Genomic DNA, 20,974 nt, shown 5'->3' on the forward strand with positions numbered 1-20,974 from the left:
AATATTTAAAATTTTAGATACTACTTATGCAAGTCGAGAAAATAGATACATTTTCAGGGCATCGTGATTGTGTTTATGCACTTGAGAGTAGTGTAGAACCTACACAATTTTTTTCAGCGGGTGGCGATGGCTTGGTAGTTCGCTGGAATTTGAAAGCACCAGATTTAGGAGAACTCATCGCTCAAGTTCCTGCGTCAATTTATGCAATTTGTTATGACACGAGTAGAAATCAACTTTGGGTCGGGCAAAATTTTGATGGAATTCATCTTATTGATGTAGAATTAAAAAAAGAAATAAAATCTATTAAGATTACTTCTGCTTCTATTTTTGATATAAAAATTCATCAAAATAATGCTTTTATTGGTTTGTCTGATGGCATTATTGTAGTGATGGATGTTGATACTTTTAGTGTAAAAAAACATTTGAAAGCTTCTGATAAAAGTGTGAGAAGTATCAGTATTAACGAAAAGTATCAAGAATTTGCCGTTGGATATAGCGATTATACCTTCAAAATATTTGATTTGTACGATTTTTCGTTAAAAAAAGTAATTGAGGCACATTCCAACTCTATCTTTACAGTATGTTACTCTCCTGATAGCCAGTATTTGCTTACAAGTGGTAGAGATGCACATTTGAAAATTTGGAATGTTGAAGAAAAATATTCTTTGCAAGAAGACATTGTGGCTCATTTGTTTGCTATTAACGACATCGTGTATAGTCCCGACAAAAGTTTATTCGCTACTTGTAGCATGGATAAGTCTATAAAAGTTTGGGATGCCAATCGTTTTAAACTATTGAAAGTAATTGACAGAGCCAGACACGCCGGACACGGTACTTCTGTAAATAAACTTTTATGGAATAATTATCAAAACCAATTAATTTCTGCATCCGATGATAAGCAAATAGCTCTTTGGAATGTAAAAGTATAATTTTATTAAAATCACCCTGAATAATCCATACATACCATGAGAATTACTCCACTTGAAATAAGACAACATACTTTTGATAAAAGTTTTCGAGGATACGATACTGAATCGGTGGATGCTTTTTTATTGTCACTTTCGCAAGAGTGGGAGCGAGTAGGCGAAGAAGTGCGTCAGTCGAAACAAAGAATTGATACTGCCGAACGTGAAATTGCCAAAATGAAAGAAGTTGAGGCAGGTCTTTTCAAAACGATAAAAGTAGCGGAAGAAGCCAAAGAACAGATGAACTCTAAGGCTTTTATTGAAGCTGAAAATATAAAAAACAAAGCTCGTAGCGAAGCGGAGGAAATCTTGAACGAAGCTCGTAAAAAAGCAAATATGTTGGTTTCGGATGCTGAAAATAAAGCAAAGTTCATGATTGAAGAAGCTAATAATGAGCTTAAAAATTATGAACGTGATTTCAAATCAATGGAACGTTATAAAGAATTTTTAGTGGTTGAACTAAAAAGATTTGCTAACGAAACATTAGAGAAAGTTGCTAAGTTTGAAGAAAGAGTAGGCAGTAAAAACACCGAAGTACCTACTAAGGAAGTTGTAGAAAATAAAATTCAGAAGCCAGTTCTTGATTTTACAGAAACTTTACCTAAAACACAAATTCCTGTTGTAGCTTCGCCTGTTGTTGAGTTTACTCCTCCAACTGAAAAAGCGGAGGTAAAAGCAAATGCTAATCTATCATTTTTTGAACAAGAAATTTCTGGTGAAACAGAAATAGACTTTGAACCAGCAAATGATTTTGATGATGAAAATATGGAACTTCCACAAGTTCATAAAATTTTAGCACAGCAAGCAGTACCTGAAGTTCCGAAAAATACCAAAGTAGAAGAATTGGTTAAAGAAATGAAAGCTGTAAAACCAAAAATTCGTAAAACACCCAAAGACGATGGATTACCAACTGTTTCTTCGGTAATGGAAGATTTTGGAAAAGATTACCAAGGAGGAATTTCAAATACAGGAGGTTCTTTCTTTGATTCTTTCTAATAGAGTACTGAATTATTTTATAGCATTAAAAAAAAGAAAATGGGAATAATTGCCTTAGAAGGCATTGAATTTTTTGCTTATCACGGTGTTTATGCCGAAGAGCAAAGAATAGGGAATCGTTATCAGATAGATATTTCTGTCACTACTGATTTTTCAGACGCCGCCGAAAATGATAAACTCAGCGATACCGTTAATTACGGTGATTTGTACGAAATCATTGCTGGAGTAATGAAAATCAAGGCAAAATTATTAGAACATATTGCACAACTAATTATTTCAAGTGTTCGTCAGCGTTATCCAAATGTTGAAGCAGTTGAAGTTTCAGTATCAAAATTTAACCCTCCAATCGGTGGGGTTTGCACAAGAGCAAAAGTAACTTTGAAAGGATAAAATTTTATGGCACATCAAGTGACGATTAAAGATTTAGCTCGCCATCTAAACGTTTCGGTGGCAACAATTTCTCGTGCCTTGCGTGATATGCCTGAGATTAAACCAGAAACTCGACAGGCAGTACTTCAATTAGCCAAAGAATGGGACTATCAACCCAATATTTTGGCTACCAGTTTGGTGAAAAGTAGAACCAAAACCATTGGTGTAATTGTGCCAGACTTGGCCTATCATTTTTTTGCATCAGTTATTAAAGGAATTGAGGAAGAGGCCAATGAACGAGGTTACAGTTTGTTACTTACACAAACCAGTGAATTGTATCAAAGAGAATTAACAAACGTTCAAAACCTTTCTCGTGGGCAAGTTGAAGGTTTTGTTATTTCACTTTCGCAAGAAACGGTTGATTTAGACCACCTAAAAAGACTACAACGAAAAGGAATACCTTTAGTTTTTTTTGATAGAGATGCAGCCGAAATGGATGTATCAAAAGTAATGGTTGATAATGTAGGGGCGGCTTATGAAGCTACCAAACATTTGATTGATAATGGTTGTAAAAGAATAGCTTTTTTGGCTGGGCCACATAGTGTTACGGTTAGCAACCAAAGATTAGAAGGTTATACATTGGCTTTAAAGGAGTTTGGTTACCAAATAGACGAATCTTTAATTGTTCATGGAGAGTATAATTTAGAAAGAGCGATTGAAATCACCAATTACTTAATCAATTTAGAAAATCGTCCTGATGGTTTGATTGTGGTAAGTGATAGACTGGCAGTAGGAGCGATGTCTGCTTTGAAGGCTCGTAATATCAAAATTCCAGAAGAAGTAGCGGTTGTTAGTTTTAATAATGAACCCATTTGTACCATTATTACGCCAACGCTTACCAGTGTTGCACAGCCCACATTAGATATTGGCAAACTGGCAACTTCAATTTTGGTTAATCAGATAGAAGATACAAAAGGCTTTTTTAAACCAGAAGTGAAAATTCTAAAAACACAATTGGTAGTTCGAGAATCTTCTCAAAAGTTAAAAGTAGAGAACTGAAAATATAGTAATCAAAAATCCCCAATTTGTACTTAACAAATTGGGGATTTTTGATTACTACAATAATGTAGCTTCTAAAGTAATGTTAGCATTGAATAGTTTAGAGATTGGACAATTTACTTTGGCATGATTCACCAATTCTTCAAATTTTTCTTGAGTTAAACCTGCGGCTTTTACTGAAGTTGTCAATTTGATAGTGTTGATTGCACCATTTTCTAAAATTACTTGTGAATTTGTATCAATTACATCCGCTACAAATCCAGCACCTTGTAAATTAAACGCTAATTGCATCGAGAAACAACCAGCATGTGCAGCCGCTACTAATTCTTCTGGGTTTGTTCCGATACCGTCTTCAAAACGAGTATTGAATGAATATTGAGTGTTACTTAAAACACCACTTGGACTTGTTAATGTACCTTTTCCGTCTTTGCCAGCTCCAATCCATTGAGCAGAAGCACTTCTTTTGATTTGCATTGTGTTATTGTTGTTAAGTTTGATATTACAAAATTACAGCATCTCTACACAGCAGTAAATGTACATTTAACCCATTAGCTTGTACATTTTTCCCTAAAGTATTTAAAGTTACATTCAGGGCTTAGTCGATATAACTAATTCCTAAAGTTTCTAAATCTTCTTGTGCCAATTCGGATGGTTCAATATATATATTCAGGATTTTGGTATTGTCGTTTCTTTTCCATTCTTCGGCTGCGTCATCGAGTACAGTCAGAATAATTTCTCTTATTTCATCATTTTCTTCTGCCAAAAAATTATCATAATTTTTAAAAATAATTTTTATATCATTTTCATCAAGCCAGTCGAGGTCGTTGATTAATTCATCAAATGAATCCAAATTATGTCCGAAGTACTCTGGGAAACGAATACTTTCAGCAATCTTCTCAAAAAATTGTTCAGTAGTTTGTGTAAGTTCGCCATCAATCAGGGCTACTAACGTTTTTTGTGTAGGTTTAAATGTTGAAGTATCTTTTAAAAGAATATAATTTGCCATTGCTTTATTTGATTTCGACGAAAGATTGATAGTGATTTTGTGTATAATAAGCTTTTTTGTCTGAGCTGGTTACTAATCTTTCTGCTCCTCTGTTTTTACCTTGAATTTTTGGGTTGGTATCCCACTCTTTGTAATAGATTTTCATTCCTCTGGCGTCTTTTTTTGGAAGAATGCCTTCATAATTGCCAAATTTTCGCCCACCAACATATCCTTGGGGCGGGGCGTCGTTTTCTCTTACATACTGTAAAACCATCAAAACATTTTTAGGAATGTTTTTACTACTAACGACTGGAATAGCAGGAGATTGTTGAAAATTTCTGTCAGCTTTTTGAAAAGCATTTACAGAAAATACTATTAAGAAAGTAGAAAGACAAATAAGACTTCCACAAAATAGAGATTTGATAGTATTGAGCAAAGAAGTACGCATAATAAATAGATTTTTAACAAAACTACGAAAGAAGTTCTGACTTATGGATGCCGTTGAGAGAATAAAATAAAAAACAATTTCTTGGGAAACGTAACAATAAATTCACTAAAATCTCATTTTTAGATTACTTAGGAAAGTTATTATTTTTTGCTTTAAAAATGTTCTTCATAAAGCTCCTATACTGATACCTTTCAAATTTGCAAAACCATTAAAATTTCACGAAATTTGTATAAAATGGCATTTAAAGGGTACTTTTCGTAGTATCTGATGATGAATTTTTCAAATTAAATCAGCATCGAGGTACTTTAGTCCCTTCAACCAAATCTTATCTATATGTCGGAACAACATAGTAACATTATTTCAATTAACATTGAGGACGAAATGCGAGGAGCATACATTGATTATTCAATGTCAGTTATCGTATCTCGTGCCTTACCAGATGTCCGTGATGGATTAAAACCTGTTCACCGCCGAGTACTTTTTGGAATGGATGAATTAGGGGTAAATTACAACAAAGCCTATAAAAAATCAGCCCGTATTGTTGGAGAAGTGATGGGGAAATTTCACCCACATGGTGATGCCTCAGTTTATGATACGATGGTAAGAATGGCACAAGAGTGGTCATTGAGGTATCCATTAGTGGATGGGCAAGGTAACTTTGGTTCGGTTGATGGCGACTCTCCAGCAGCAATGCGTTATACAGAGGCTCGTTTAAAACGTATTGCCGAAGAACTCTTAGGCGACTTAAACAAAGATACTGTTGATTTCCAGAACAATTTTGACGATTCTCTTCAAGAACCAACAGTTCTTCCTTCTAAAATTCCCAACCTTTTATTGAATGGTACTTCGGGTATTGCTGTGGGTATGGCTACCAATATGGCACCACACAATTTATCAGAAGTAGTTGATGGTATTATTGCCTTTATCGACGACAGAGATATAACTGTTGAAGGTTTGATGCAATACATCAAAGCACCAGATTTCCCTACTGGCGGTACTATTTATGGTATTTCGGGTATCAAAAATGCTTTCGCTACTGGTCGTGGGAGAATCGTAGTGCGTGGAAATGCTAATTTTGAAACAACTAAAACAGGTAAAGAACAAATCGTTGTTTCTGAAATTCCATACATGGTCAATAAAGCATCATTGATTAAACAATGTGCTGATTTGGTAAATGAGAAAAAAATTGAAGGTATTTCAGAAATTAGAGATGAATCTGACCGTGATGGTATGCGTATCGTTTTCGATTTGAAAAGAGATGCAGTACCAAATGTGGTTTTGAATAACCTTTATAAGCAAACGGCTTTACAGTCTTCATTCTCTGTAAATAATGTTTGTTTAGTAAAAGGTCGTCCTTACACGCTTACCCTGAAGGATTTGATTCATTATTTCGTTGAACACAGAAACGAAGTAGTGGTACGTCGTACTCAGTATGATTTACGTGAAGCTCAAAAAAGAGCTCATATTTTAGAAGGCTTCATTATTGCATTAGATAATTTAGATGCAGTTATTAAACTTATCCGTGAATCACGTGACCCACATACGGCTCAAATAGGTTTGATGGAGCAATTTAATCTTTCTGAAATTCAGTCAAAAGCAATTCTTGAAATGCGTCTTCAACGCCTTACTGGTATGGAGCGTGATAAAATTATTGCTGAATATGAAGAGATTAAACGTTTGATGGATGATTTACAAGATATTTTGAACAGACCAGAACGTCAGTTACAAATTATCAAAGATGAATTAAAAGAAATCAAAGAACGTTATGGCGATGCTCGTCGTACTCAAATCAACATGACAGATGATGAATTCTCGATTGAAGATATGATTGCCGATGAGGAAATGTTAATAACAGTTTCTAATCAAGGATACATCAAGCGTACTCCAATTAGCGAATACAAAGCTCAAGGAAGGGGAGGAGTAGGTTCTCGTGCAGTTGCTACAAAAGATAGCGACTATACAGAACACCTATTTACTGCAACCATGCACAACTGGTTGTTATTCTTTACTGAAAGTGGAAAATGTTTCTGGTTAAGAGTTTATGCTGTACCAGAAGGACAAAAAACAGCTAAGGGAAGACCAATTCAAAACTTGATGAACATTGAGAGCGGGGATTCAATCCGTGCCGTAATTAATGTGAAGTCACTTACAGACCCAGACTATATCAACAATAACTTTATTGTGATGTGTACTGAGGATGGAACTATCAAGAAGACAACTTTAGAGGCTTACTCTCGTCCACGCCAGAATGGTATTATTGCCATTACTATTCGTGAAAATGATAGATTATTGGATGTTGCTTTGACAAATGGTAATAATCATATTATTATTGCGACAAATACTGGACGTTCGGTTCGTTTTGAAGAATCACGTGTTCGCCCGATGGGTCGTTCTGCAGCAGGGGTGAAGGGTATTTGGCTTGACGAAACCCTTACTTCTGAAAAGGCAATCGGTATGGTTTGTATCGAAAACCCTGAAACACAACAATTATTAGTAGTTTCAGAAAAAGGTTTTGGTAAACGCTCAGATGTTGAAGATTATCGCTTGACCAACCGTGGCGGAAAAGGAGTGAAGACACTTAACTTAACCGAGAAAACAGGTAACTTGGTGGCAATCAAAGAAGTAACAGACAGTAATGACTTAATGATTATTACTAAATCTGGTATTTTAATTAGAATTGCCGTTGCCGATTTACGTGTAATGGGAAGAAATACACAAGGAGTAAAATTAATTCGTTTGAAAAACGAATCTGATGAAATTTCTTCGGTAACTAAAATTGTAAAAGACCCAGAAGAAGAAGCAGTAACAGTTACTCCGATTGAAGATATGACTTCAACTTCAGGTGAAGAAATTCCAACACAAGAATAATACAAATTAAATATAGTGTTTTTGTAGAATCGTATCGCTGATGCGGTTCTACTTTCTTTCAATTAAATAAATCGTAACCATTCCCAATCAAAACAATGAAAAAAATCACACTTGCTCTTTTTGCAATACTGATGACAGCAGGAGCAGCGAACGCCCAGCAAATGGACAAATTGATGATAGAGGCAAATCGCAAAACGATTTCCGAAGCCGTTAAGAAAGCCGATGCAGCAGTTCTTAAAAAAGACTCTATTAAAGCAAAAACTTGGTTAGTTCGTGGAGAAGCTTACTTAGATCTTGCTAATTCTCAGGATTCTGTATTGACAAAAACTGAACCTTTAGCTGCCTATAAAGCGGTTGAATTCTTCAAAAAAGCGATTGCTCTTGATGCAAAAGATGGGGGAGTGGCTTCTTTGGCAAAAAAATACCTTTTATTAACAGTAGGTAAAGACGGAAAACCAGAACAAGAAGGACAAAAAACTTTTAGTGCTTTCATGAACGCTGGTATTGTGAAGTATCAAGCTAAAGATTTCTCTGGTGCTGTGAAAGATTTGAAAATGGCTTCTGAAATTAGTCCAAAAGATACTACGGCTGCCATGTACACAGGCGTAATTGGTCAATTGGCTAAAGATGATGCTTCGGCAAAATTAGGTTTTGAAAAATTCATTGATTTAGGTGGTAAAGACCCTGCGATTGTGTATGCACTTGCTCAGATTTACAGAGCTGAAAACAACGAAGAAAAAGCATTGGCTACTATCGAGAAAGGTATTGCATTACATCCAAACAACAAAGATTTGAAATCAGAAAAAATCAATATGTTGTTGGCTTTCAAAAAAGTAGATTTAGCGATTAAAGAATTAGAAACAGCCATTGCTAAAGGAACAAGTAGCCCACAAGAAATCTTGAACTTAGGTATTTTATATGAAAACAAAGCTCAAGAATTTGCTCCAGAAATCCGTTCTTTGAAAGAGTCGATTACAGATAACAGTGTTGACCTTATCAATAAAAAGATTCAAGCACAAAAAGATAAAGTAGCTGCTTTCGACGAAGAAATCAAACGTTTGTCTGATAAAATCAAGAAAGACCCTAAAACTGCAACGGCTTCAAAAAAATCATTAGCACAAGTAAAAGCTTCACAAGATGAACAAAAAGCTGAATTAGCTAAATTGAACGAAGAAGCAGCGAAACAAGCATCAAACGGTGTAAATGTAGAAGACTTAAAGAAAAAGTTAGCAGAAGCAGAAGCAAAACAAAAAGCAGCAAAAGCATCAGCATTAGGATATTATGTTAAATCTTTAGAATTAGATCCTAACAACTACGATGTAAACTTCAACTTAGGAGTAATGAACTTTAACGAGGCTGTTGAAATCAAAAAACAAGTTGATTCAATGGACATGAATACTTATAAGACAGAAGGAAAGAAAGTAGAGGAATTAGCTGAGAAAAAATTCAAAGAAGCTTTACCATATTTCGAGAAAGCTTATTCAATCAAGCAAGAAGATGATTTGAAAGCAAGCTTAAGAAGTTTGTATCAAATCTTGAAAATGGAAGATAAATTGAAAGCTTTAGGAGAATAATTAAAATTTTCATAATTCTATATTCAAAAGCCTTGAACGTTTTAGTTCAAGGCTTTTTTTATGCTATTTGATGAGTGTTTTGATATTAAAATGTTTTATTTAACATAATGTAAATTATACAACATTTATTTTTTAGATTTACGTGTGTATTTATAGCTATTAATTGATGAATATAGAAGAGATAAGTATCTGAAAAGAAGAACGTTGAATTAATTCATTTTATGAAGAAATCAATTGTGAAGTCAGTGAGAATTGAATAAAATCAAATGAGTAAAGCATCTGAGCGATTATGAGCAAAATAATTCAGCAAAAATTGCCCAGATGCTGACATTTTTATGAAAGAATGATACTTTTCAAATCCGCTGGTGAGTATCCGATGGATTTCAAAACTTTGTTATCAGAAATTCTATACACTAAATACTTATCACCATCTTTCACGATTTGTGCCTCAGTTCCATCTTTAGCTAAATAATGATTTACCGTCGCTTCTGCCTCTTCATAGCTTGCACAGGCTTTCGACATATTAGAACGATGTACTTCGTTAAAAAGCGATACAAACTTATTACCTAAGCCGAATTCAAGTACTGCACCAGAGAGTACATACTGAATATCACAAAGAGCATCAGCAATTTCTACAATATCATTGGCTTCAATGGCAGCTTGTAATTCTTTAAGTTCTTCTGCAATTAAGTTCACTCTTAGTTTGCAGCGTTCAGATGATGGAATTTGTGGGGTTTCAAGTACAGGAGCTTTAAAAGTGTGATGAAACTCAGACACTTGATTGAGCGAGTCGATAGATTGCATGGTTGATTTTTAAATTAAAGATTACACAAAATTACATAAAACTATCTATATAAATTGTATTGATTCAGATTGTGAAATTGTTTCACGGATGAAACTTATTTTTATTTACGTAAGTGCCTTATTTTCAGTAAGTTACATATTCACGTGGAACAGTAGGTTTTAAATGGCTGATTTACAGACACTTGTCTTTAATTAGGAGTGTGGTTTTGTTAATTGCCTATTTGTATAAACCTATCAGGAGAGAAGAAATTTATGTATGAATAAGCTATGAAAATAGGAGAAAATAGATTGAATAGAGATATATTAATTTAGCGAGCAATTATCGCTTCATTGTAATTTTTCCTATTCCCTTTTTTATAAAAAAATTAACACCAAAGTAGATAGTTATTTTTTTCGAAATTTCATTTTTTAAAATGATGAATGTAGTGAAGGCAAACTATATCCTGTAATCCAATTTTTGAAGCGAGTAGGAGTAAAAAAAAACAGAAAATCTCACCCTTTTTTCTTACTCCTATTATTTAGGAGTGCTTGCTCCTACTCTACTCTCAAAATACTTTCATTAGAATTGTACAATTTAGGACGCTAAATAGGCTTACTTTCCATGAAAGTTCCATCGGTATAAAAGATAACAATTCGTTCAATTTGCTTTCCAGAAGGCAAAGGATTTTGAACAGTCGGACGCTCAATTTTTCGCCTCTGTGGGGGTGCTGGAGAGCTTATAATTGGCTGTACTGGACTTTGCTCAGGCTTACTTATTTTAGGCGATTCTGAGGCTTTTTTTTCAATGATAATCTCCTCATTGATGGATTGAGAGGACACCTTCGAACCACTATTTAGCGTTGAATTTGACTGCTGAATTGGAGTATCAAAGAGTAGCCAATCTCTATCGATGTCTGGAAAAGCCCTTAAAATACGTTGGATAATATCTAAGCTGGGCTTATTTCTTCCTGATAAAATATGCGAAATACTACTTCTCTGAATCCCAATAGTGTCTGCAAAATAACTTGGAGAGAGTCCTTTATCTACAATAATTTGTTCAATTTTTTTATTCAAGTCCATGTTACAAATGTTATTATATACAAATGTAATTATTTGCAGTAATATAATCAATCAAAAAGAGAGTTTATTTTTGTAAAATAATTTTGATTCTCTAAAAAGAGTTATTTACAAATGTATTTTTTGTAAGATTAAATCAAAATGTTCTATTTAATCTTGTAAATACCTTCTGATTTGATTAAAATTTTCTCTTCTCTAAATAATCCCCCTACACCTTTCTTGAAATCCTTTTTTGACATTTGTAAATTGGCGTAAATAACCTCAGAATCAGTCTTGTCTGTGTAAGGTAAGAATCCGTTTTCTTCTGTAAGCTTGTTGTAAATTTGCTGTTTAATATTGTCAATTCTGTCAAATCCCTGCTTAACTAAAGAAATATCTATTTTTCCGTCTTCTCTAACTTTCTTTATGTATCCAATTGTAAACTCTCCAAATTTTACATCTTTAAATATTTCATTCTTGTAAATCACTCCTATTTTACAATTGTTTATAAGCACCTTTACTCCTAAGTCTGTATATTCGTATGGAAGAATATCTACTTGTTGGTTATATTCTAATTGTATTTCATCTTTTGGTAAGAATTTATCAATTTTTGCGGAAGCAACAATTCTCTGAGTTTCTTCATCAACATAGATATAAACTAAATACGAGCGACCTACTCCCATCTTACTAAGCTGCTCTCCAAATGGAACGAGCAAATCTTTCATTAAGCCCCAATCCAAAAAGACGCCAAGTTTGCTAACATCTTTTACTTTTAAATAAGCAAATTCACCAACAGTTGCAAATGGTTTTAAAGTCGTTGCAATGAGTCTGTCTTCGGAATCACGATAAATAAAGACATCTAAAAATTGTCCTATTTGGGTACCTTCTGGAATATATACTCTTGGAATCAAAATTTCTTCTCCATCGAAACCATCTAAGTACATCCCAAAATCTAACTCTTTTATTACTTCTAAGCGATTATATTTGCCCAATTGTAATGGTGCTTGTTCGTTAATCATAGTATTGTTGTATTTAATATTCATTACAAAGTTCTCAATTTAAAATGAGACTCCTTACTCTAAGATTTGTATAATTTAAAGTATATATACCAAAATATGTGTCACGCTAATAGAATGATTGTTCAGTCTATTAGCGTGACTTAATAGTTATAACATTTCTATTTCTTTTTCATTCTGAGCGATGCTAAATCATAATATGAGGTATTGTATTACTCACACTGATAATTGAGCTTAGAGAGCCTATTAACGCAAAAAAAGGCCGAGATTAATTCTCGGCCTTTTCACTTTATTTGTTTAATAAAATTTCAATTAAACAACAACATTGTTTTCTCTGAGTGCTTGATTTAATGAAGTTTTTAAATCAGTACTTTCTTTTCTTTTTCCAATAATCAAAGCACAAGGAACATTGTATTCACCAGCAGCAAATTTTTTGGTTAAACTCCCCGGAATTACTACACTGTTCTCAGGAACAAATCCGATATATTCAACTGGTTCATCACCTGTCACATCAATAATTTTCGAACTTCCAGTGATAGTAACACCAGCACCAAGTACAGCTCTTTTACCAATTCTAGCTCCTTCAACTACAATACACCGAGAGCCAATAAATGCTCCGTCCTCAATAATTACTGGAGCTGCTTGAGGTGGTTCTAATACTCCACCAATACCTACTCCCCCACTTAAATGCACATCTTTACCAATTTGAGCACAGCTTCCAACAGTAGCCCAAGTGTCAACCATAGTACCAGAATCAACGTAAGCACCAATATTTACATACGATGGCATCATGATTACTCCTTTTGCTAAAAAAGCTCCATAACGAGCCACAGCAGGCGGAACAACCCTAACACCCAATGAAGCATAATTATTCTTAAGTTTCATTTTATCATGAAATTCAAAAATACCCACCTCTTGAACTTGCATTTGACGAATAGGGAAATACATAACAATTGCTTTCTTTACCCATTCATTTACTGTCCAAGAACCATCTTCATTTGGGTGTGCAGTACGTAATTCACCTTTATCTACTTTTTCAACTATGGTCTCAATAGCAGTTTTGGTTTCTTCTGATGCTCTTAATGCTGGATTATCCCAAGCATTTTCAATGATTTGTTTTAAATCTTCCATTAAACTAAGCGACTTTTTTGTCTTAAATTAAAATACAAAGTAAATACATTTATATCAAAACATGAATTTTATCGTAAACTATTCAATCAATAAGCAATGAATTAAGATTATTAAGTAAAAGTTTATATAAAATTTGTTAAAAAACTGATTTTTAAGTTATTATGTTATTAAAATTTGACATTTTAAAGACTGCTCAAAATATAATTTGGCAAAACAGCTATCTTTTTATGCGACAATTTGTCAGTTTTCAATATGGAATTACTTTATTCCTGAGTAAACTTTTTAAATGACTACATAAGCTACCGTATAATTGCTTGATTAATCTTTCTGATAAGAATAGCTATGTTTTCTATTTATGAAGTGATATTTACTAATGCTATTTAGTAAATATATAAAATATATCTGCCGCCTCTCTCCTTTTTATTCTAATCAATTCGTTTATTAAGCTTCTATTATGTCCTACTTGGAGTCAAATACTATCTTTTGATAGATTCATTTGCTGAATGATTTTCATATCTAATATTTACGAGTTATAGGTTTTTTGTGTATGGAGAGTAGTTGATATTAGCAACAGGAGTAACAATAGCTATTATTTTTAGCAATTATATCTTAAAATTTAGCTTTTTACTAATTATACTAACTAAAATTACTAATATAGTTAACTTTATTTTATAATCGCTTATTTTTTGTTTATTATCTACTTATCCTGTATTTTTGTGTAGTAGTATATAATTAATCATTATCCCTTATTTTAAAATGGCAAAGGTAAAAGTTGCAATCAACGGTTTTGGGCGTATCGGACGTTTAGTCTATCGTCAAATTTACAACATGGAAGGCATTGATATTGTAGCAATCAATGATTTGACAAGCCCTAAAGTGTTAGCTCATTTGCTTAAATATGATTCTGCACAAGGCAGATTTAATGCTGAGGTGACTTCGACTGAAAACACAATTTCTGTAAATGGAGAAGAAGTTACAATTTATGCTCAAAGAGACCCTGCACAAATTCCATGGGCAAAACATGAAGTTGATGTTGTGTTAGAATGTACAGGTTTTTTCACTGATAAAGATAAAGCATCTGCACACATTACTGCTGGAGCTAAAAAAGTAGTTATCTCCGCTCCTGCTACTGGTGATGCAAAGACAATTGTATTTAACGTTAACCACGATATTCTTGACGGAACTGAAACAGTAATCAGCGGTGCTTCTTGTACTACTAACTGTTTAGCTCCAATGGCTAAAGTATTGGAAGAACAATTTGGAATCGTAAACGGTTTGATGACAACTGTTCACGCTTATACAAATGACCAAAATACACTTGATGCTCCTCACGCTAAAGGAGATTTAAGAAGAGCAAGAGCTGCTGCTGAAAACATTGTACCAAACTCTACTGGTGCAGCAAAAGCTATCGGCTTAGTACTTCCTTCCTTAAAAGGTAAATTAGATGGTTCTGCTCAAAGAGTTCCAACACTTACTGGTTCTTTAACTGAGCTTACTGTTGTCCTTTCTAAGAAAGTTACTGCAAGTGAAATCAATGAGGCTATGAAAGCCGCTGCTAACGAAAGCTTTGGTTACACTGAAGACGAAATCGTAAGTAGCGATATCATCGGTACTTCATTTGGTTCATTATTTGATGCTACTCAAACTAAAGTTCAAACTGTTGGAGATACTCAATTGGTTAGAACTGTATCTTGGTATGACAACGAGATGTCTTATGTATCTCAGTTAGTTCGTACTGTAAACTACTTCGCTCAATTAATTAAATAATTGAACTTGTGGTTAAAATAAAAAGGAGCTAATAAAAATTAGCTCCTTTTATACTGCTTATTTAAACTATGAATTTAGTTTAAATAAGCAGTATAAATAATTAATCGAAAAACCTTTAGCTGTAAATATTTCTTCAAATCTTGTTTTTATACCATAGTGTCTGACATTTAGTGAAGAGCTATACAAATCCGTGGTATAAGTAAGCTCTCTGACTCCAAAGTTATTTAAAGTCTTTAGTGTATAATCAAAAAATGAAGATGAATCTGTTTTTAAATGTAAACAACCATCTTGTTTTAAAATTTTCTTATAAATTTCTAAAAAACGGGGATTGGTCAACCTTCTTCTTTCACCACTTTGTAATACTTGAGGGTCTGGAAAAGTAATCCATATTTCAGCAATTTCATTTTCATCAAAAAAACTCTCTAATTCATGTATCTTAGTTCTCAAAAAAGCTACATTGTTTAATCCACTTTCTGTTGCTTTTTCGCTTCCAACTGCAATTCTATCGCCTTTTATATCAATTCCTATAAAATTCTTTTCAGGAAAAAGTTTTGCTAAACCAACAGTGTACTCTCCTTTACCACAGCCTAATTCTAAAACAATAGGATTGTTGTTTTTAAAAAATACTGTCCCCCACTGATTTTTTATTGTAGTAAAAAGAGGTTTTCCTTCTTGTATTACATTCTCTTGTATTTTATTTTGTTCAATCCTAAACGACTTTTTTCTTCCCATTGATATTAATTTGAAAAATATTTACAATCTATTTATTTCAGCCACCACAAAAGTACTTCCTCCAATATAAATCAAGTCTTCCTCTCCTACTTTAGTTTCTACATAATTAATGGCCTCATTTACATCGACAACGACCTCTCCTACCAAACCAAAAGTGTTAGCCAATGCTTGCAACTCCCAAGCATCAAAAGCTCGTGGTATTCGAGCTTGACAAAATACGTAATGTGCATGTTTAGGCAATAATGATAAGACACCAGAAATATCTTTATCAGAAACAAAGCCTAAAATCATCCAAAGGTTTTGATATTCAAGTTTCGATAAATTATCTATAATTTGTGTTATTCCACTGATATTGTGTGCCGTATCACAAATCATTAAAGGCTTGGTTGATAGTTTTTGCCAACGACCTTTTAATTGCGTTAGATTAACTACTTGACTAATTCCTGCTTCAATAGCTTTATAATCAATCGAATAACCTAATTGATTCAATAAATCAACGGATTTGAGAACCCCCAATAAATTCTTTAATTGATAATTACCAAGCAACTGTGATTTGAGTGTAAAAGTTTGATACTTATCCAAATCTAAAATATCAAGTACAAGAAAATCTTGTTGTAGAGAATGATTGCTTACTTGAAAGTAATCCTCGGCAAAATATATTTTGGACGATTCTAAGGTTGATTTTTCTATAAAGACATTTTCAGTTTCAAGATGTCTTTCTCCAATTACCACAGGTACTCCTTTTTTGATAATACCTGCTTTTTCAAACGCAATTTTTGATAAAGTATCACCCAAAATGTCTGTATGGTCAAAACTGATATTGGTAATGAGTGAGAGTTCAGGAGTGATGACATTCGTAGAATCTAAACGCCCCCCTAAACCTACTTCTATTACCGCTATATCGACGGATTCTTGAGCGAAATAGTTGAAAGCCATTGCTACACTCATTTCAAAAAAAGAAGGCTTTAATTCTTCTAAAAAAGAGCGATTCTCTTGCACAAAATCAACTACTTGATTTTCAGGTATTTCTTTACCATTTATTTTGATTCTTTCTGTAAAAGACTTTAAATGTGGTGAAGTATAAAGCCCAGTTTTATAGCCAGCGGCTTGTAATATGGCGGCTAAATAATGTGAACTGCTACCTTTTCCATTGGTGCCAGCTACATGAATACTTTTGAATTTATGATGTGGATTATCAAGATGATTACAGAGTGCTAAAGTATTATTTAAGTTTGCCTTGAAAGCTTTTTTTCCAATTCTATGAAAAACAGGCAATTGTTGATAAAGATATTCGATGGTTTCTTGGTAGGTCATTTACTCATTTTCTTGTTTCGATGGTAAAGATAAGGACTAAATGAACGAAAAAAAAAGTGTAAATCTTTCGACTTACACTTTCTATTTTATCTTGAATTCAACCTAAAGGTAACTGTTCCAGAGGAATAATCGGTTTTTCTATCTCCTGTGGTTGGTCTAAATTTAGTTCTTTGGAGTGCTGATTTATATTTTCTCATTACATTTGGACTAACTGTACTTTCAATTACTGAAATATCTACAACGTCACCATCTGAGTCAATTTTAATTTTAAATCTAATAACTCCTGTATCATTTGAATCATCGTCAACCACCGGTTTTGAATTCCATGTCCAGCCGATAAGTGTATGTGAACTTCCGTTACCTGCTCCACTTCCACCATTACCGCCACTTCCATCACCAGGAGGTCTTTTAGTATATTCTGCGTCACTTACTGAACGTCCTTCTGGTTGTCCTTGATTTCCAGTACCTTTCGAGTTTCCATCTGAAGCTCCACCTGCTTTACTATTTGTTCCAGATGAACCGTTTGAACCATTGTCTTTCTTTACTGGAAACAAAGCCGAATTATCAATTACTGGTTGTGCGGCTGGCTTATTGGCTACTTTTTTGGTTTCAGTGAGAGGTTTGGTCTTTTCTTTTTTATCAACTTTTACTTCCTTAACCTCTTTGTATTTAACTGAACTTGGCTTGTTTGAAGCAATTAAAGGCTGTTCCACTTCTTTTTTGGTAGGAGTCAGTTTGTTTTTATTTACTTCTGGCTCAGGAACTGTTAGCTCTTTAGTTTTCTTAATTTCTTCTGAGGGTTTTGAATCAACAACCTCTGGACTTTTATTGGCTTTATTCCTTGAATAAACATTTCCGCTACCAGCTTTGTCAGTCCCATAATTCATGATAAAACCACCCCCTGCCAGTATCTCGTCTTTTTTCTGGTTCTCTTCGGCAGACCATACTGTTATTTTCCAAAAGAGAAAAAGCATGGCTGCGTTAATGATAAAGGTCAGGATAAAGGCATTGGTTCTATTTTTTCTTTCTTCATTTTCTAAATTATAGGAGTTCATTGGCTTTATTGATTGTTAAAATAACTATATTTTGTAAACCCATGTATTCTGATGTATGCGTTTAGAGATTGCTGAACATGCTTCTGTGGCTTCTGCTTCTGTACTAAAGCTACCCGCAGATACTTTTATTAATTTTGCTCCTTTGTTTGGCTCAATAATACTTGCTTCTTCAAAACCATTTTTTTGAAGTTCTTTCAATTGATTATCGGCATTTTCTCTTAATCCAAAACTTCCAACAATCACTAAAAAATGGTCTTCATTTACTTTTTCAGCTTTTGGCTCAGTAGCAACAGGAGTACTTAGCGAAGGGGTTTCCTTTTCGTGTGTAACGACAGCTTGCTCTAATACTTCTGGAGTATTGGATACTACCTGTTCGATTGATGGCTTAGGTTTATCGTTTTGTTCTTGGCTAAATTCAAAGGGATTGAAGGTACTTAAACTCAATTTTGGGTTTTCGTACATGAATATAAAAGCTACCAAAAGTGAAGCCCCCACCATACCAGCCATAAACTTCAATAATTGATTTCTTTTACGGGGTATCGCATTTTTTAGCATCGGATACTCTTGGATAACTTCTGCGGTGATTTTTTTTCTATCATTCGTAGAAAATACTTGCTGAATGGTATGTGAAGAAGTAACCTGTACCTTGGGTTTGATTTCGCTTACGATTGGTGATACTACTGGTTTATGTAGTTTCACGTTTTCTAAACCAAAGCTTTCAGCATAAAAATTACTGAACTCAGTGGGATGAAACTGTAACTTACCTTCTTCATTTTGAGAAAAAGTACCTACTTCGTCGATATGATAACTTTGGTCAAAACGAATGATTTTTTTAGCATCTTCTACAAATGACTTTATTCTTTGAACAGCCTCTTCACGACTAATTCCTTCATTTTGAGCAATATAATTACTGAGTAATCCATCATCATTTTTGAGTAATCCATTAAATGCCAACCATTTTCTGGGCGGTATCATAGTTTGATCTGCCGTATTAATTTTAGCAGCATCAAAGTTTGTGATAAATCCACCGAAATCTGGAATTACTACACAGTCTTGCTCAAATAGTAATTCTTTGATATGATTTTGTACCGTTGCCATAAAATATTAAAAAAAATAATGATTCATTCTTGTATTATAATTACGAATTTAGAAAGAATATGACATTCCTCCAAGAAAATTAACAGCTTGAGTAGGATAATACAGGTAACGCTGATAACTTTTATTAAGAATATTGTTTGCTGAAACAAAAACATCCCAATGGTCTGAAAGTAAATAAGTGAATTTTAAATTCAAATCAATGATGGGCTTCAACTTTACTTCTTGGTCGCTTTGTGCATTTTTTCCTTTCAAACCTGAAATCACGTACCAGTCTGAAGAAACATAAAGTTTTTCACGAATCGTAAAAGTGTTGTTCCAAGTAGCATTGAAAAATGGTAAATGCCAAGGTTCTTTTAGATTACCTAAATTGCTGTACATATTTACATCAAACTTGAAATTGGTTTTCCAAATCTGTGGAATTTGATAACTTACTTGTCCCGACACATTGGTTACTCTTACTTTGGTTGTATCATCAGAATATAAAACATCAAAACGGCTACTATCTGCTTTACTGTTTGTAAAAACATAAAAATCTTTGTAAGAAGCATAACTTCCTTTTACTTCAATGGTTAAACCATTGGCTAAATTGGCTCTTCCTCCTAAATATATATCAGCCAATTTACGAGTGTTTCTCAAAGGAGTAAATCGTGCAATCCATTGATTTTCTGAAAGTAATGATGTTAAAGTATTGGCATGAACGTCTCCTTCGTAACCCGCATATACTTTAATGCCTTCCATGGGTTGTACATCTACTTTCAGGACTGGATAAAGGTAACTGTTGTTGAAAGTTGTTTTTTCACGGTCGTTTACTACATTGATTCCTGCTGTAACAGAGAACGTATTTGCCTTAAACTGGAAGGTTGGACGCAATTTGTATAGATTTCTGTAAAGGGTTGTTGAATCTTGTCGTTGCGATAACATGACATTCGCATCTAAAACCGCCGAAAGTTGTTCTGTTAATGGATATACCCCTTGCAATTCGCCTTTCCAAACTAATTCATTAGCTTTCAAACGAGAGGTAAGGTAAGCAAGATTCGATTTGAATGTATAATCTACTTTGGCAGTTTTATTGATGTTATTGATATTTCCGATAAAACTAAATTTATTCCAACTATTATAAAATGCTGATTCGGGAGCATTGATAATATTCGGAATATAAGCGGCATAATAATCGAAGCCTCTTCTTTCCCAGCCCAAAGCTCCGTCTAATTTCACATTATTAAAGGATGTTCTACTATGTACTCTAATTTGATTTTGCGATTGTCCTGAGTAAGTAGCTGCAACTGGTCCAGTACGAAAAGCATTGTGCTTGATATAAATGCCATGATAATTATCTTTTGCAGTCAGGATTCCTCCATGTCCTTCTAAGAAGGTATGTCCATAATTACCGATTCCCACACGCACAACATTGTGATACTTCTCTGAATAATCATTGTTAGAGGCATCTGTCTTGTTGGGCATTAATACAATGGGCGAAAACTCAGGAGTTTCAATAGGCATTTTTCTTTCTACAAACTCATACCGAATGGGCTTTTTAGCTTCGCTCATTTTATTGGTATAAATTTTCTCGAAAATTCTATTGGCTTGATTAAGCGTTACTTTAGTTTCTTTAATAATCTCAATATCGTCAGTCTTAATCTTTCCTTCTTTGGTATCTTGACCGTTCACACTTACACTTACACCAAGGGATAAGAGTAAAAAGTAAAGGCTTTTTGTATGTGTATCGTTCAAATGTTGGGGCATTTTCATAAAATTTAA

19 protein-coding genes are annotated in these 20,974 nt (G+C 33.8%); 7 read left to right on the plus strand and 12 right to left on the minus strand.

Features of this window, described 5'->3' with window-relative positions:
- Positions 1-26: 26 nt before the first annotated feature.
- Genes VB248_RS02860 through VB248_RS02875 form a run of 4 tightly spaced genes read left to right on the plus strand, consistent with a single transcriptional unit; the run spans position 27 to position 3,389 of the window.
- A complete protein-coding gene (locus tag VB248_RS02860) occupies positions 27-929 on the plus strand; it encodes a WD40 repeat domain-containing protein (protein ID WP_323295222.1) in 903 nt (300 codons plus the stop codon).
- A 36-nt stretch (positions 930-965) separates the two neighbouring features.
- Entirely contained in the window at positions 966-1,961 is a 996-nt protein-coding gene (locus VB248_RS02865) for a DivIVA domain-containing protein (RefSeq protein ID WP_323295223.1), read from the plus strand.
- 39 nt (positions 1,962-2,000) lie between these two features.
- Positions 2,001-2,351, plus strand: coding sequence for a dihydroneopterin aldolase (gene folB, locus VB248_RS02870; RefSeq protein ID WP_323295224.1), 351 nt, complete (start codon positions 2,001-2,003; stop codon positions 2,349-2,351).
- 6 nt (positions 2,352-2,357) lie between these two features.
- On the plus strand, positions 2,358-3,389 hold the full coding sequence (locus VB248_RS02875; RefSeq protein WP_323295225.1) for a LacI family DNA-binding transcriptional regulator: 1,032 nt from the start codon (positions 2,358-2,360) through the stop codon (positions 3,387-3,389).
- 57 nt (positions 3,390-3,446) lie between these two features.
- Here VB248_RS02875 and VB248_RS02880 read toward each other — a convergent pair whose 3' ends face one another.
- The 3 genes from VB248_RS02880 to VB248_RS02890 all read right to left on the minus strand — a co-directional run bounded on the left by VB248_RS02880 (position 3,447) and on the right by VB248_RS02890 (position 4,822).
- Complete coding sequence (locus VB248_RS02880) at positions 3,447-3,863, minus strand: OsmC family peroxiredoxin (RefSeq protein WP_323295226.1); 417 nt, start codon at positions 3,861-3,863, stop codon at positions 3,447-3,449.
- 121 nt (positions 3,864-3,984) lie between these two features.
- Positions 3,985-4,395, minus strand: a complete 411-nt coding sequence (locus VB248_RS02885; protein WP_323295227.1) for a barstar family protein — start codon at positions 4,393-4,395, stop codon at positions 3,985-3,987.
- A 4-nt stretch (positions 4,396-4,399) separates the two neighbouring features.
- The gene (locus VB248_RS02890; protein WP_323295228.1) at positions 4,400-4,822 is read right to left on the minus strand and encodes a ribonuclease domain-containing protein; all 423 of its coding nucleotides are present in this window, start codon (positions 4,820-4,822) and stop codon (positions 4,400-4,402) included.
- 333 nt (positions 4,823-5,155) lie between these two features.
- On the opposite strand from VB248_RS02890, the gene gyrA reads away from it, so the two are divergent.
- Positions 5,156-7,690 carry a DNA gyrase subunit A gene (gyrA, locus tag VB248_RS02895; protein WP_323295229.1) on the plus strand — a complete coding sequence of 845 codons (2,535 nt, stop codon included), beginning with the start codon at positions 5,156-5,158 and terminating at the stop codon, positions 7,688-7,690.
- Positions 7,691-7,785: 95 nt separating this feature from the next.
- Positions 7,786-9,264 (plus strand): hypothetical protein, encoded by a 1,479-nt coding sequence (locus VB248_RS02900; protein WP_323295230.1) that lies wholly within the window; start codon positions 7,786-7,788, stop codon positions 9,262-9,264.
- A 333-nt stretch (positions 9,265-9,597) separates the two neighbouring features.
- Here the strand turns inward: VB248_RS02900 and VB248_RS02905 are convergent, their stop codons facing one another.
- From VB248_RS02905 to VB248_RS02920, 4 genes are all read right to left on the minus strand, one after another.
- Positions 9,598-10,068 (minus strand): nucleoside triphosphate pyrophosphohydrolase family protein, encoded by a 471-nt coding sequence (locus VB248_RS02905; protein ID WP_323295231.1) that lies wholly within the window; start codon positions 10,066-10,068, stop codon positions 9,598-9,600.
- 582 nt (positions 10,069-10,650) lie between these two features.
- Positions 10,651-11,127, minus strand: coding sequence for a helix-turn-helix domain-containing protein (locus VB248_RS02910; RefSeq protein WP_323295232.1), 477 nt, complete (start codon positions 11,125-11,127; stop codon positions 10,651-10,653).
- A 143-nt stretch (positions 11,128-11,270) separates the two neighbouring features.
- Positions 11,271-12,122, minus strand: a complete 852-nt coding sequence (locus VB248_RS02915; RefSeq protein WP_323295233.1) for a CvfB family protein — start codon at positions 12,120-12,122, stop codon at positions 11,271-11,273.
- Positions 12,123-12,431: 309 nt separating this feature from the next.
- Entirely contained in the window at positions 12,432-13,250 is an 819-nt protein-coding gene (locus tag VB248_RS02920) for a 2,3,4,5-tetrahydropyridine-2,6-dicarboxylate N-succinyltransferase (protein ID WP_323295234.1), read from the minus strand.
- Between the two features lie 756 nt (positions 13,251-14,006).
- Between VB248_RS02920 and gap the strand changes: the two genes are divergently transcribed.
- Complete coding sequence (gap, locus tag VB248_RS02925) at positions 14,007-15,017, plus strand: type I glyceraldehyde-3-phosphate dehydrogenase (RefSeq protein WP_323295235.1); 1,011 nt, start codon at positions 14,007-14,009, stop codon at positions 15,015-15,017.
- A gap of 66 nt (positions 15,018-15,083) precedes the next feature.
- Here gap and trmB read toward each other — a convergent pair whose 3' ends face one another.
- The 5 genes from trmB to VB248_RS02950 form a co-directional block, all read right to left on the minus strand.
- The gene (gene trmB, locus VB248_RS02930; RefSeq protein ID WP_323295236.1) at positions 15,084-15,749 is read right to left on the minus strand and encodes a tRNA (guanosine(46)-N7)-methyltransferase TrmB; all 666 of its coding nucleotides are present in this window, start codon (positions 15,747-15,749) and stop codon (positions 15,084-15,086) included.
- A gap of 21 nt (positions 15,750-15,770) precedes the next feature.
- On the minus strand, positions 15,771-17,063 hold the full coding sequence (locus VB248_RS02935; RefSeq protein ID WP_323295237.1) for a bifunctional folylpolyglutamate synthase/dihydrofolate synthase: 1,293 nt from the start codon (positions 17,061-17,063) through the stop codon (positions 15,771-15,773).
- A gap of 86 nt (positions 17,064-17,149) precedes the next feature.
- Positions 17,150-18,118 carry an energy transducer TonB gene (locus VB248_RS02940; protein ID WP_323295238.1) on the minus strand — a complete coding sequence of 323 codons (969 nt, stop codon included), beginning with the start codon at positions 18,116-18,118 and terminating at the stop codon, positions 17,150-17,152.
- A gap of 24 nt (positions 18,119-18,142) precedes the next feature.
- The gene (locus tag VB248_RS02945) at positions 18,143-19,216 is read right to left on the minus strand and encodes an HU domain-containing protein (protein ID WP_323295239.1); all 1,074 of its coding nucleotides are present in this window, start codon (positions 19,214-19,216) and stop codon (positions 18,143-18,145) included.
- Between the two features lie 48 nt (positions 19,217-19,264).
- A complete protein-coding gene (locus VB248_RS02950) occupies positions 19,265-20,959 on the minus strand; it encodes a TonB-dependent receptor (RefSeq protein WP_323295240.1) in 1,695 nt (564 codons plus the stop codon).
- Positions 20,960-20,974 lie beyond the last annotated feature (15 nt).

Origin of the sequence: Arcicella rigui (assembly GCF_034929435.1) — a bacterium.
In the GTDB taxonomy this organism is placed as follows: domain Bacteria; phylum Bacteroidota; class Bacteroidia; order Cytophagales; family Spirosomataceae; genus Arcicella; species Arcicella rigui.